Raw genomic sequence first — 13,899 nt, forward strand, 5'->3', positions numbered from 1 at the left:
CTCTGTCGTATTGCCCATAAAAAAGGCCAAGGAGTTTACATGGCAGTTCCCGGATTGAAAGTCATCCTGGCCTTGAGCGTCGTCACCCTGCTGACGGCGTGCGATGAAAAAGAACCCGTTCAGGAATACCTGCCACGGGTGTTCATTCAAGTCGTCCAACCGGCGGATTACGCCGCCGCAGTAACCCTCACCGGTGACATCCAGGCTCGGGTACAGACCGAGCTGTCGTTCCGCGTGGGCGGCAAGATCATTGAGCGTTCGGTCGATGTCGGTGACCGGGTGACGGCCAAGCAAGTGCTGGCCCGGCTCGATCCCAAGGACCTACAAACCAGTGTCGATTCGGCCCAGGCCCAAGTTGCCGCCCAACAGGCGTTGGTTAAACAGAATGCTGCGGCGTTCGTGCGCCAGCAAAAACTCCTGCCCAAGGGCTACACCAGCCAGAGCGAATATGACGCGGCCCAGGCGGCGTTGCGCAGCAGTCAGAGCGCCTTGAGCGCCGCTCAGGCGCAGTTGGCCAATGCCCGGGATCAACTGAGTTACACCGCACTGGTTGCCGATGCCCCAGGCATCATTACTGAACGTCAGGCCGAAGTCGGCCAAGTGGTGCAGGCGACGATGCCGGTGTTCAGCCTGGCCCGCGATGGCGATCGGGACGCTGTATTCAACGTCTATGAAGCGCTGCTGGCCGAGAAGCCCACGGACGACACCATTGTCCTCAGCCTGCTCGATAACCCCGAAATCAAAACCACTGGCAAAGTGCGCGAAGTGACCCCGGCGGTGTCCGCCCAGTCCGGCACCGTGCAGGTCAAGGTCGGCCTCGACAGCCTGCCACAGGGCATGCAGCTGGGTTCGGTGGTGAGCGCCACGGCCAAGGGCGCGGGCAAGTCGGCGGTCGAGTTGCCGTGGTCGGCCCTGACCAAAAATATCAGTGAGCCCGCCGTCTGGCTGGTCGATGACAAGGGTCAGGCCCAATTGCATAACGTCACGGTTGGCCGCTACCTGACAGGCAAGGTCATCATCAGCAAAGGACTAACAGGTGGGGAAAAAGTCGTGATCGCCGGGGGGCAGTTGCTGCACCCGGGTATGGAAGTCGAGATTGCTGAAAATACCTACAAGGATCTGGGCGGGGGAGCCAAGCCATGAAGCCGTTATGGGCATTGTCCATCGGGCTGGTGCTGAGCGCCTGCTCCAAAAACGAGCCACCGCCGGAACCGGTGCGTCCGGTGCTGTCGATCAAGGTCCAGGCTTTGAACGAAGAGGATCTGGGCCGGTTTGCCGGCAGCATCCAGGCGCGGTATGAAAGCAATACCGGCTTTCGCGTGGCCGGGCGGATCGCCAGCCGTAACGTCGATGTCGGGGCCGAGGTCGACAAGGGCACGCTGCTGGCCACCCTCGATCCTTCCGACCAGCAAAACCAATTGCGCTCAGCCCAGGGTGACCTGGCGAAAATCCAGGCGCAACTGATCAATGCCCAGGCCAACGCCCAGCGGCAACAGTCGTTGTTTGATCGCGGGGTCGGCGCACAGGCGCAACTGGACGATGCCCTGACTCAACTGAAAACCACCCAGGCTTCCCTTGATCAGGCCAAGGCGGCGGTCAATCAGAGCAAAGATCAACTCGCCTACACCGAATTGCGCTCCGACCATAAAGCCGTGGTCACCGCGTGGAATGCCGAGGCCGGCCAAGTGGTGACCGCCGGCCAGCAAGTGGTGACCCTGGCGCAACCGGACATCAAGGAAGCGGTGATCGACCTGCCCGATACCCTGGTCGATCAATTGCCCACAGATGTGGTGTTTCAGGTCGCTGCACAACTCGATCCGAACACCAACACCACCGCGACCATCCGCGAAATCGAACCCCAGGCACAGAGTGCCACGCGCACCCGCCGTGCGCGCCTGACCCTCGCTGAAACGCCCCCGGGCTTTCGTTTGGGCACCGCAATCAGCGTCACCCTGAGTTCGGCGATCAAGCCGCGCATCGAACTGCCCCTCACCGCGTTGCAGCAGGTCGACGGCACATCACGCATCTGGGTGATTGATCCAAAGACCAAAACCGTTGCACCCAGAGACGTCGAAGTCCTCAGCCGCACCGACAGCACCGTGGTGCTGGCCGGCGGGGTGAAGAACGGCGAGCGCGTGGTCAGTGCCGGCGTACACAGCCTCAAACCGGGGCAAACAGTGAAATTTGACGAGGACAGTCAATGAAAGGGCCTTTCAATCTCTCCGAATGGGCCCTCAAACATCAGTCGTTCGTCTGGTATCTGATGTTCGTCGCGTTGCTCATGGGGGTGTTCTCGTATTTCAACCTGGGGCGCGAAGAAGACCCTTCGTTCACCATCAAGACCATGGTGATCCAGAGCAAATGGCCGGGGGCGACTCAGGAGGAAACGCTCAAACAGATCACCGACCGCATCGAGAAAAAACTCGAAGAGCTCGATTCTCTCGACTACGTGAAAAGCTACACGCGGCCCGGCGAGTCGACGGTCTACGTGTACTTGCGTGACACCACCAATGCCAAAGACATCCCGGAAATCTGGTATCAGGTCCGCAAGAAGATCAACGACATTCGCGGCCAGTTCCCCCAAGGCATGCAAGGCCCCGGGTTCAACGACGAATTCGGTGACGTGTTCGGTTCGATCTACGCCTTCACTGCCGACGGCCTGACGATGCGTCAGTTGCGTGACTACGTGGAACAGGCCCGCGCCGAGATTCGCGGCGTGCCGGGGCTGGGCAAGATCGAGATGGTCGGCCAGCAGGACGAAGTGCTGTACCTGAATTTCTCCACGCGCAAACTCGCGGCGCTGGGCATTGATCAGCTTCAAGTGGTGCAGAGCCTGCAATCGCAGAACGCCGTGACTCCGGCGGGGGTGATCGAGGCTGGCCCGGAGCGGATTTCGGTGCGCACCTCAGGGCAGTTTGCCTCGGAGAAAGACCTCGCCGAGGTCAACCTCAAGCTCAACGACCGATTCTATCGTTTGGCCGACATTGCCGAAATCAGGCGCGGCTATGTCGATCCGGCAGCACCGGAATTTCGCTTCAACGGCAAACCGGCCATCGGCCTGGCGATTGCCATGCAGAAGGGCGGCAACGTCCAGGCATTTGGCAAGGCGTTGCATGAACGGATCGACCAACTGACCGCCGACCTGCCGGTGGGGGTCGGCGTGTACAACGTGTCCGATCAGGCGGTGGTGGTGGAGGAGGCCGTCGGCGGCTTTACCAGTGCGCTGTTCGAGGCGGTGATCATCGTGCTGGTGGTCAGCTTCATCAGCCTCGGTGTGCGCGCCGGGCTGGTGGTGGCGTGCTCCATCCCGCTGGTGCTGGCGATGGTCTTTGTGTTCATGGAGTACAGCGGCATCACCATGCAGCGGATCTCCCTTGGCGCACTGATTATTGCCCTGGGCCTGTTGGTGGACGACGCGATGATCACCGTGGAGATGATGGTCACGCGCCTTGAGATGGGCGAGACCAAGGAGCAGGCGGCCACGTTCGCCTACACCTCCACCGCGTTCCCCATGCTCACCGGTACGCTGGTGACGGTGGCAGGTTTTGTGCCGATCGGCCTGAACGCCAGCTCCGCCGGGGAGTACACCTTCACCCTGTTTGCGGTGATTGCCTGCGCGATGCTGGTGTCGTGGGTGGTGGCGGTGTTGTTTGCGCCGGTGATCGGTGTGCACATCCTCAGCACCAACGTAAAACCTCACACCGGCGAGCCCGGGCGCGTCGGCAAGGCTTTCAACGGCGGCTTGCTGTGGTGCATGCGCAATCGCTGGTGGGCCATCGGCATCACCGTGCTGTTATTCGCGTTGTCGGTGTTCGGCATGCGCTTTGTGCAGAACCAGTTCTTTCCGTCTTCGGATCGCCCGGAAATCCTGGTGGACCTGAACCTGCCACAAAACGCCTCGATCGACGAAACCCGCAAAGCAGTCGACCGCCTCGAAGCCGAGCTCAAGGATGATCCGGACATCGTGCGCTGGAGCACCTACATCGGCCAGGGCGCGATCCGTTTCTACCTGCCACTGGACCAGCAACTGCAGAATCCTTACTACGCGCAGTTGGTGATCGTCAGTAAAGGGGAATCCCGTGACGCCTTGAGCCAGCGGATCCGCGATATCCTGCGCAAGGACTTCGTCGGCATTGGCGGTTATGTCCAGGCCCTGGAAATGGGGCCTCCGGTGGGCCGTCCGATCCAGTACCGGGTCAGCGGAAAAGACATCGATCAGGTTCGCCGTCACGCCATCGACCTGGCCACCGAAATGGACAAGAACCCGCACATCGGCGAGATCATTTACGACTGGAACGAGCCGGGCAAAGTGCTCCGCATCGACATCGCCCAGGACAAGGCGCGACAACTGGGATTGTCTTCCGAGGACGTGGCTAACTTGATGAACGGCATCGTCAGCGGCGCGCCCGTGACCCAGGTCGATGACGATATCTACCTGATCAACGTGGTCGGCCGGGCGGTGGACTCGGAACGTGGCACACCGGAAACCCTGCAGAACTTGCAGATCGTCACGCCGAGCGGCACGTCGATTCCGCTGTTGGCGTTTGCCACGGTGCGTTACGAACTGGAGCAGCCGTTGGTGTGGCGTCGGGATCGTCTGCCGACCATCACCATCAAGGCCGCTGTGCGCGATGAAATCCAGCCGACTGACCTGGTGAAAATCCTCAAGCCGTCCATCGACGCCTTCGCCGCCACGTTGCCGGTGGGCTACAAGGTCGCCACGGGCGGTACGGTGGAGGAGAGCGGCAAGGCCCAGGGGCCGATTGCCCAGGTCGTGCCGTTGATGGTGTTTTTGATGGCCACCTTCCTGATGATCCAGTTGCACAGCGTGCAGAAGATGTTCCTGGTGGCCAGCGTCGCGCCGTTGGGCTTGATCGGCGTGGTGCTCGCGCTGGTGCCGACAGGCACGCCGATGGGTTTTGTGGCGATCCTCGGGATCCTGGCGTTGATCGGCATCATCATTCGTAACTCGGTGATTCTGGTGACCCAGATCGATGAGTACGAGAAGAAGGGCTATGCGCCGTGGGACGCGGTGGTACAGGCCACCGATCATCGACGCCGGCCTATCCTGCTGACGGCGGCGGCCGCGAGCCTGGGGATGATCCCGATTGCCCGGGAAGCATTCTGGGGACCGATGGCCTACGCGATGATTGGCGGGATCATCGTCGCGACGTTGCTGACGCTGCTGTTTTTGCCGGCGCTGTATGTGGCTTGGTACAAGATTCGCGAGCCGAAGAACGAGGCCCAGTAACAAATGATCGTTCCCACGCTCCGCGTGGGAATGCCTCTCGGGACGCTCCGCGTCCCTGGGATGTGACGCAGTGCGTCACTGGCTGAATTCCCACGCAGAGCGTGGGAACGATCAATCGGCGCGCCGCCAGACACTCGCCAACCAAGGCTGCTGCTCCCGCGGCAGCCCCGCTGGCCGATAGTAATGCTCCAACTCCACAAACCCCGCCTCGGTCAGCAGTTGCTGCCACGCCGCAAGGTCGTGATACGCCCCATACCGTGGCCCATTCCAGCCCTCCTGATTCTCCCCACGCGGATTGGAACTGAACAACACCCCACCCGGTTTCAGCGCCCAACGCAATTGCTTCAACACCCGTGGCAACTCCTGGCGCGGAATGTGAAACAACACCGCATTGGCAAAAATCCCGTCGAAGCGCTCGGTCGGCAAATCCAGTTTCAAAAAGTCCTGCTGCCAGACCTCGCAACCGCTGTCCTCACGCGCCATCTGCGCAAGCTTTTCCGACCCGTCGAGGCCGACAGCGGTATGACCCATGCGCTTGAAGGTTTGCAGATCGCGGCCGGGACCGCAGCCGAAGTCGAGAATGTCGAACGGTGCCTCGCCTTGAATATGCCGCAACAGGGCATCGATGTTCTGGCTGACATCGTGATCACGAGTGCCTTCGCGAAAATCTTCGGCCACCGAGTTGTAATGGCCCAGGGTGGTGGCGGTGATCTGGTGGAGGTCGTCGGGGGACTGTTTCATGGGTGGCTGCGCAGGCAATTGGGATTTGCCGAATATACGCCATGAGGACGGTGGCTGCTGCGCAGCCAATCGCCAGCAGGCTAGCTCCCACATTTAACCGCGTCGGACTCAAATGTTGTGTCCACTGAAGATCAATTGTAGGAGCGAGCCTGCTCGCGATGGCGGTGTAACTGACAACCAATAACTCAGCCCTGCTTCATCCCCAGACAATCAATGGAACGATCCACCATGGCTTTGGCAATCTCCAGCAAATGCCAGACCGAAAACACCATGGCGCGGTCCGCCCCTTTGAGGTGATCGCCACACTGATACGCCGTCACCGAAGCACAGCGCAGCAGATCGGCGACATAGAGCTGGGTGTCTTCAAAGCTCACGTCTTCGCTGACGTTGTAGAAGCGCAATTCATCGGGCGGTGAGGGTTGATCGCCAGTGAGGTAGAAATCAATGGCACGGTAGAGCGCTGATCGATCCCTGAGCGAGTCGTCAGTGGCAGTTTCGTTGGTGGAGGTTTCGGGAGGTGGATCGGGTACGGATTTCTTCATTGGTAAAACTCCTGACCGTTAGTTGGAGCCAACCGATATCGCGACTAAACGAACAGGGTGGCGGCTGCACACAGGTTAGTCGACCGGCCGTCAGGCAACACCGGCGCACCCAAGGGTGCCCTGCGCACAGCCACCATAAAATTCAGGTGATAAAAAACACCTGAGAAGAGGTGATGCTGTGCGCCCAACGATATCCGGGCGACTAAACCCGATCACTGATGAGCAGTGACGGACCGAGACTAGCCACCGAATTTGGCAGGCGCAAGCGAGCGGAATGATCTAGGAAATGTCCTGCAAATGAAAGGGAACGGACCTTCGGAAGCTCTGATTTTCCTGTACGAAAACTTACCCTTTCGCACGGAGATTGTCTTAATGCCAGTCAGTTAAGCCGCGCACCTGTAGCAGCTGGCGAAGCCTGCGTCCGGCTGCGAAGCAGTCGTGAAATCAGAGTTCGCGGTGTTTCAGGTAAACCTCGCAAGCAGGGTTTACGACTGCTTCGCAGCCGGACGCAGGCTTCGCCAGCTGCTACAAGATGTGTGTCGCGGCTGCCAACTCGATTAACGCTTATTCAATCCACGAGCCAACCGATCCCCGCCCAGCTGAATCACCGCCACCAACACCACCAGCAACACAATCACCGTCAACATGATCTGGCTGTCGAAGCGCTGATAACCATAGCGATAGGCAATGTCGCCCAATCCGCCGGCACCAATCGCCCCGGCCATGGCCGACGAGTTGATCATCGTCACCAGGGTAATCGTGAACCCCCCGACAATGCCCGGCAGCGCTTCTGGCAGCAGCACATGCCAGACAATGTGCCAACGCCGGCAGCCCATTGCTTGTGCGGCTTCGATCAAGCCGAAATCCACCTCGCGCAAACTGACTTCGGCAATCCGCGCAAAGAACGGCGTTGCAGCGATGGTCAGCGGCACGACGGCCGCCCAGACGCCATACGTGGTGCCGACGATGAGTCGGGTAAACGGAATCAGCGCCACCATCAAAATCAAAAACGGAATGGAGCGGAACAGGTTCACAAACGCGCCCAAGGCGCGGTTCAGGGTCGGTGCTTCGTAGATGCCACCCTTGGAACTGGTGACCAGAAACACCGCCAGCGGAATACCCGCCAACAGTGCAATCAATGACGACACGCCGACCATCAGGAAGGTGTCGATGAAGCCTTGCAGCAAGCGATCAAACCACATAACCCAGCACCTCCACCTGTTGCGCCCAATGGCTGGCGCGCTGGCATAACTCTTCGGCATCGAGTCGCGAGCCGGTGACCGCTAACAACAACTGCCCCAGCGCATGGCCCTGAATCCGTTCCACGCCCCCTTGCAGCAAACGCACGCGACCCCCGAGGGCGCTGAACAACGCGGCCAGGTCCGGCTCGTCAGTGGCGCTGCCGGTGAACTTCAAGCGCAACACCACAGCGGCGTCCACAGAGTACGGGTGTGGCTGCAAACGGCTTTGCAGTTCTGCCGGCAGGGCGTGTTGCAGCGGGGCGAGCAAGGTCTTGCTTACTTCATGCTGCGGGTTGCCGAAGACTTCCCACACCGGCCCTTGCTCGACGATTTTCCCGTGTTCGAGCACCACGACGCGGTCACAGATATCGCGGATCACCGCCATCTCGTGGGTGATCAAAACGATGGTCAGCCCCAGGCGCTGGTTGATCTCGCGCAGCAGGCCGAGGATCGACTGGGTGGTCTCCGGGTCCAGCGCCGAAGTGGCTTCGTCGCAGAGCAAAATCGCCGGGTCATGCACCAACGCGCGGGCGATGCCGACACGCTGTTTCTGCCCGCCGGACAACTGCGCCGGATAGGCCGTGTGCTTGCCTTGCAGGCCCACCAGTTCCAGCAGTTCACGCACCTTTTGCTCGCGTTGGTCCTTGGGCACACCGGCCACTTTCAGCGGAAGTTCGACGTTCTGCCACACCGTTTTGGCCGACATCAGGTTGAAGTGCTGGAAGATCATGCCGATCCGTCGGCGCAGCGCCACCAGGCGATCTTCATCGAACTCGCCGATGTCCACTTGATCGATCAGCACGCGGCCGGTGCTCGGTTGCTCCAGGCGGTTGATGGTGCGGATCAACGACGATTTGCCGGCACCGCTGCGGCCGATGATGCCGAATACTTCGCCGTGCTGGATCGCCAGGTCGATGCCCTGCAGTGCCGCCACCGGCCCTTGCTGGCCGTTGTAGGTTTTGCCCAGGCCGATGAAGCGCACATGGGCCCGATTGAGTTCCGGGTGCAGTTCGGTGTGTCGGGCGTTTTTGAGCTCTGGAATCTCCAGTCGCAGTTGAGTGGCGGCCGTCATTCTCAGCTTTCCCAACCGGCTTGATAGAGCTTGCCGTGGGCCTTGTCCAAGGCGGCACGAACGGCTGGCGAGTGCTGGTAAATGTCGACGAATTTGATCAGGCGCGGGTCGGTTTTACTCTTGGGCTGGATCACGAACTGGATCACGTATTCCTTGTGGTCGAGACCGTCGAACAGCAGGGCAGAGTTGGCATCGAAGGTCTTCGACAGTCGGATATAAGCCGGGTAGCCCTGGACCAGATCCGCATCGTCGTAGGCGCGCACCAGTTGTACGGCTTCAACCTGCAGGATCTTTATGTTCTTCGGGTTGGCGATGATGTCGTCTTCAGTTGCCTTGTAGCCGACGCCCGGTTTCAGCGTGATCAGGCCGGCCTTGGCCAGCAGTTGCAGACCGCGTCCGCTGTTGATCGGGTCATTGGCGATGGCCACGCTGGCGCCTTGCGGGAGCTCGTCGAAGCTTTTGTATTTTTTCGAGTAAAGGCCGACGTTGTTGATGATCCCCGGCGCGAACGGCACCAGGTCAAAACCGGAAGCGGCCTTGGCGTTTTCCAGGAACGGCACATGCTGGAAATAGTTCACGTCGATGTCGCCGGCAGCGAGGCTGACGTTGGGGGCGATCCAGTCGCTGAACTCCACCAGATCGACCTGCAGGCCTTGTTTTTTGGCTTCTTCGACGGCGGCTTCCAGGGGAATGGCGAAAGCGGCGGTGGTGCCGATTTTCAACGGCGCGTCGGCGGCGAATACCGCCGAACTGAACAGGCCGAGGGCCAGGGCCAGTGCTTTGACTGGTTGAGTGAGGTAGGTCTTGGTCATGATGAGGTTTCCAGTCATAAGTTTTTTTGGAACAACAGAGATCAACTGTGGGAGCTGGCCTGCCGGCGATAGCGGTGGGTCAGTTGAAGTTGTGGTTGCTGACACACCGCTATCGCCGGCAGGCCAGCTCCCACAGGGTTCAATGGCGGTAGTTAGAGCCGGTGTGTTGTTGAGGCAAATGCGCCTCGCCGTGAAAAAGCTTCTCCCGCAAGCTGCCGCTGTCATAAGCAGTCTTGTACGACCCTCGACGTTGCAACTCCGGGATCACCAAGTCGATGAAATCCACATAGCTTTCCGGCGTAACAATTCGCGTCAGGTTGAAGCCGTCCAGGCCGGTTTCGGCGATCCACGATTCCAGTTCATCCGCCACTTGCCCGGGCGAGCCGACCACGGTGATGTAGCGGCCACCGAGGGCGTGTTGTTCGAGCAATTTGCGGCGGGTCCAGTCGTTGTTTTGCAGGTTTTTGGTCGCCGACTGGATCGCGTTGCTCTTCACGTACTGGATCGGTTCGTCGATTTCGTATTCGGAAAAATCGATTCCGGTCGATGCCGAAAAATGCGCCACGCCGGCCTCGGCACTGGCATAGCTCAGGTATTCGGCGTGTTTGGCCCAGGCAAGCTCTTCGGCGGCGCCGACTATCACGTTCAGCCCCATGAACACCTTGATGTCCTCGGGGTTGCGCCCGGCCGCGACGGCGCTGGCGCGAACCTTATCCACCTGGATTTTGGTCGACGGTTTGTTCTGGCCGCTGATGAACACGCACTCGGCATGACGCCCGGCGAACAGCAAACCGCGATCCGAAGTACCCGCCTGGAACAACACCGGTGTACGTTGCGGTGACGGTTCGCACAGGTGATAACCCTCGACCTGATAGAACTCGCCCTTGTGCTCGACCTTGTGCACTTTTTCCGGTTGCGCGTAGATACGCTGCTCGCGGTCGTTGAGCACCGCGCCGTTTTCCCAGCTGCCTTCCCAGAGTTTGTAGAGCACCTCCAGGTATTCATCGGCCTGGTCGTAACGACGGTCGTGCTCGACCTGCTCGCTCAGGCCCATGGCCTTGGCGGCGCTGTCGAGGTAGCCGGTGACGATGTTCCAGCCGACCCGGCCTCGGCTCAGGTGATCGAGCGTCGACATGCGCCGGGCGAACAAGTACGGCGGTTCGTAAGTGAGGTTGGCGGTCAGGCCGAAACCGAGATTCCTGGTCACGGCGGCCATGGCCGACACCAGCAGCAACGGGTCGTTGACCGGGAGCTGGATCGACTCTTTCAGCGGTACGTCCACCGAGTTCTGGTAGACGTCGTACACACCAACGATGTCGGCGATGAACAGTCCATCGAACAGCCCGCGCTCCAGCAATTGCGCCAGTTCGGTCCAGTATTCGATGGTCTTGTACTGCGTGGAGTTGTCCCGTGGATGGGTCCACAGGCCATGGTTGATGTGCCCGATGCAGTTCATGTTGAAGGCGTTGAGCAGGATCTTCTTTTTGCCGTTGGCCATCAGATGGTCCCTCGTAACGGAGGGTTTTCATCGTTCAGGTAATAGTTGCCCACCGCGTGATATTTCCAGCGTACCGGGTCGTGCAAGGTGTGCACGCGCGCGTTGCGCCAGTGACGATCCAGACCATGCTCGATCAGGGTGGCTTGGCTGCCGGCCAGTTCGAACAACGTACTGCCGGCGGCGAGGGAGATTTCGGTGCTGATGGCTCGGGCTTCGGCGACGGCAATCGAGGCGGCGGCGACGGTTTCGGCGTTGGTGTCGGCTTGAGCCTTGTCGAGGCGTTCGCCGGAGCGTTCCAGCAGGGCTTCGGCGGCGTGCAGGCGAATGCTCAAGTGACCGAAACTCTTGATGGTCAGCGGGTCTTCAGTGGCTTTTGCATGGGTGGCATCGATCCATGGCCGGGTTTTGGTGCGCACGAAATGCAGCGCATCTTCATAAGCCGCACGGGCGATGCCGGTGTCGATGGCGGCGTGGAGGATCTGCGCCAGCGGGCCGACGGTGGTCGGGCGTTCGAAAGCGCTTTGGAACGGGATCACGTCCTCGGCTGCCACATACACGTCATCGAACACCACCGAGCCGCTGCCGGTGGTGCGCTGGCCAAAGCCGCTCCAATCGTCGATGACTGTCAGGCCCTTGCTGTCGTGCGGAACGAATGCCAGTTGCTGCACACCGTTTTCATCCACCACCGAGGTGGGGATGCGTTGTGCGTAAATCGCGCCGGTCGAGTAAAACTTGCGACCGTTGATGCGATAGCCATCACCGTCGCGCTTGAGACTGGTGACGCGGTCATGAGCGGTTTTGGTCCCGAGTTCGGCGAGCGCATTGCCGAAGCGCTGGCCGGCCAACACTTCGGCGTACAGGCGTTGTTTCTGCTCATGGCTGGCGTTTACACGCAGCACTTCAAGGGCATAAAAATGGTTCTGCGGGATTTGCCCGAGCGAGCCGTCAGCCTGGGCAATCAAGGCGATTACCTTGGCCAGTGTCACGTTGGACACACCGGCGCCGCCGTACTCCTTGGGTACGCTGATACCCCACAAGCCCGAGCGGGAAAACACTTCCAGTTCCGGGTGCGGCAAACGGCGTTCGCGGTCGCGCAGTGCGCTGTCGCGTTTGAAGTCGTCGGCCAGATCACTGGCGACGACCAGGGCTTGCTCGTCGCTGGTTATGACCGCGACGTGGTGGGAATAAGTCATGTGTTTCTCCAGAGATCTGGTCAAAAGGGTACTGGTCGTCAGATCCAGGAATGCCGCGCCGGTAGCGTGCCATTGAGGTGGTAGGTGCCGACCGCGTGATATTTCCAGCGCACCGGGTCGTGCAGCGTGTGCACGCGGGCGTTGCGCCAGTGGCGGTCGAGGTTGAATTCGGCGAGGGTGGCGCGGCTGCCGGCCAGTTCGAAGAGTTTTTCGCTGGCCAGCAGCGAGATCTCGGTGGTCAGCACTTTGGCTTCGGCCACGGCAATCGATGCGCGGGCCGCCGACTCGGCCGTTAGGGGCGCGGCGTTGACTTGATCAAGTACTTTCCCGGCTTTGCGCAACAGCGCTTCGGCGGCGTGCAGTTCGATTTTCAACTTGCCGATATCTGCGATCACGTACAGGTCATCGCTGGCGCGTTCGACCTTGGCGTCGATCCACGGACGCGCGCGGGTTTTCACGAACTCGATGGCGTCGTCGATCGCGCCCCGGGCGATTCCCGCGTCGATGGCCGCTTGAATCAGTTGTGACACGGCGCCCTGGAGATTCGGCTTCTGGTTGATCTTCCAGTTATCCACCACCAGCTCGGCGTCGACCCGCACGTTGTTGAGCAAAATGGTGCCGCTGGCGGTGGTGCGCTGACCGAAACCCGACCAGTCATCAACGATGCGCAGCCCCGGCGTACCGCGACGAACGAAGGCCAGTACTTGCTTGCCGTCATCGTTCAACGCTTTGACTGCGACCCAGTGGGCGAACAGCGCGCCCGTGGAGTAAAACTTCTGGCCATTGAGGACAAAACCGTCGCCATCGGCGGTGATGCGTGCCTTGAGTTCCAGGGTGTTTTTTGTACCGCGTTCGGGGCCCGCATTGCCGATGCGCCAGCCGTCGAGCACGCTTTTGAACAGCTGCTTTTTCTGCGCTTCCGTGGCGCTGCCCAGCACCAGGTTGAGAATGCCGAACTGGTTCTGCGGAATCTGTCCCAACGCCGGATCTGCCGCGGAAATGATCGCGAACACCTCGGCGAGTGTGACGAACGAAACCTGTGGGCCGCCGTATTCACGCGGGATGGCAATGCTGCCTAAACCGCTGCGGGTGAACTGTTCGATTTCCGACCAGGGCAACTTGCGCTGCCGGTCACGTTTGGCCGCGTGAAGACGGGCGACCTGCGCCAGTTCATGGGCGGCTTCAATGGCTTGAGCGTCGTTGCACAAAACCTGTGCGGGCAACAACAACGGGGCGACGTCCAGATCACTGTGGACGATTGCATCTGCCAGACTGGACATCAGTGCCGCTCCTTGGCTGCACGCAATGCCCTGGCGATCTGCACTGGGGTGATTGTGTTCCGGACCATACCTACCTCACATCTCATGGGATCGTCGCGTGGGTTGCGACGAATAAAAACAAGAATGTCCGGTGGTCCGGTGCATATACCCTAAGCGCGTATAAAAAATTAATAAACTAACTTTTAGGAATATACATAGAAGGGGTGACGTACACCCATTTGATGAGGTGACGCATACCCGTAGCAGCTGGCGAAGCCTGCGTCCGGCTG

The 13,899-nt window shown here is 60.2% G+C and carries 11 protein-coding genes; 3 read left to right on the forward strand and 8 right to left on the reverse strand.

Features of this window, described 5'->3' with window-relative positions:
* Positions 1-39: 39 nt before the first annotated feature.
* From PMI22_RS17305 to PMI22_RS17295, 3 genes are read left to right on the forward strand one after another with little or no spacing between them, the layout of a single operon-like run.
* A complete protein-coding gene (locus tag PMI22_RS17305; protein WP_007945285.1) occupies positions 40-1,143 on the forward strand; it encodes an efflux RND transporter periplasmic adaptor subunit in 1,104 nt (367 codons plus the stop codon).
* Positions 1,140-2,204 carry an efflux RND transporter periplasmic adaptor subunit gene (locus tag PMI22_RS17300; RefSeq protein ID WP_007945286.1) on the forward strand — a complete coding sequence of 355 codons (1,065 nt, stop codon included), beginning with the start codon at positions 1,140-1,142 and terminating at the stop codon, positions 2,202-2,204. Before PMI22_RS17305 ends, PMI22_RS17300 begins: the two co-directional genes overlap by 4 nt.
* Positions 2,201-5,251 (forward strand): efflux RND transporter permease subunit, encoded by a 3,051-nt coding sequence (locus PMI22_RS17295; RefSeq protein ID WP_007945287.1) that lies wholly within the window; start codon positions 2,201-2,203, stop codon positions 5,249-5,251. Before PMI22_RS17300 ends, PMI22_RS17295 begins: the two co-directional genes overlap by 4 nt.
* Positions 5,252-5,362: 111 nt before the next feature.
* Here the strand turns inward: PMI22_RS17295 and PMI22_RS17290 are convergent, their stop codons facing one another.
* The 8 genes from PMI22_RS17290 to PMI22_RS17255 all read right to left on the reverse strand — a co-directional run bounded on the left by PMI22_RS17290 (position 5,363) and on the right by PMI22_RS17255 (position 13,630).
* On the reverse strand, positions 5,363-5,992 hold the full coding sequence (locus PMI22_RS17290) for a class I SAM-dependent methyltransferase (RefSeq protein ID WP_007945288.1): 630 nt from the start codon (positions 5,990-5,992) through the stop codon (positions 5,363-5,365).
* A 185-nt stretch (positions 5,993-6,177) separates the two neighbouring features.
* The gene (locus PMI22_RS17285) at positions 6,178-6,534 is read right to left on the reverse strand and encodes a DUF6124 family protein (protein ID WP_007945289.1); all 357 of its coding nucleotides are present in this window, start codon (positions 6,532-6,534) and stop codon (positions 6,178-6,180) included.
* Positions 6,535-7,091: 557 nt separating this feature from the next.
* Entirely contained in the window at positions 7,092-7,736 is a 645-nt protein-coding gene (locus PMI22_RS17280; protein ID WP_007945290.1) for a methionine ABC transporter permease, read from the reverse strand.
* Entirely contained in the window at positions 7,726-8,847 is a 1,122-nt protein-coding gene (locus PMI22_RS17275; protein ID WP_007945291.1) for a methionine ABC transporter ATP-binding protein, read from the reverse strand. The genes PMI22_RS17280 and PMI22_RS17275 overlap by 11 nt, the downstream gene beginning before the upstream one ends.
* A 2-nt stretch (positions 8,848-8,849) precedes the next feature.
* Positions 8,850-9,659, reverse strand: coding sequence for a MetQ/NlpA family ABC transporter substrate-binding protein (locus PMI22_RS17270; RefSeq protein WP_007945293.1), 810 nt, complete (start codon positions 9,657-9,659; stop codon positions 8,850-8,852).
* 139 nt (positions 9,660-9,798) lie between these two features.
* The gene (locus tag PMI22_RS17265) at positions 9,799-11,157 is read right to left on the reverse strand and encodes an LLM class flavin-dependent oxidoreductase (RefSeq protein WP_007945294.1); all 1,359 of its coding nucleotides are present in this window, start codon (positions 11,155-11,157) and stop codon (positions 9,799-9,801) included.
* Positions 11,157-12,350 carry an SfnB family sulfur acquisition oxidoreductase gene (locus tag PMI22_RS17260; protein WP_007945295.1) on the reverse strand — a complete coding sequence of 398 codons (1,194 nt, stop codon included), beginning with the start codon at positions 12,348-12,350 and terminating at the stop codon, positions 11,157-11,159. Before PMI22_RS17260 ends, PMI22_RS17265 begins: the two co-directional genes overlap by 1 nt.
* 38 nt (positions 12,351-12,388) lie before the next feature.
* Complete coding sequence (locus PMI22_RS17255; protein WP_007945297.1) at positions 12,389-13,630, reverse strand: SfnB family sulfur acquisition oxidoreductase; 1,242 nt, start codon at positions 13,628-13,630, stop codon at positions 12,389-12,391.
* Between the last annotated feature and the right edge of the window lie 269 nt (positions 13,631-13,899).

Origin of the sequence: Pseudomonas sp. GM21, assembly GCF_000282215.1 — a bacterium.
In the GTDB taxonomy this organism is placed as follows: domain Bacteria; phylum Pseudomonadota; class Gammaproteobacteria; order Pseudomonadales; family Pseudomonadaceae; genus Aquipseudomonas.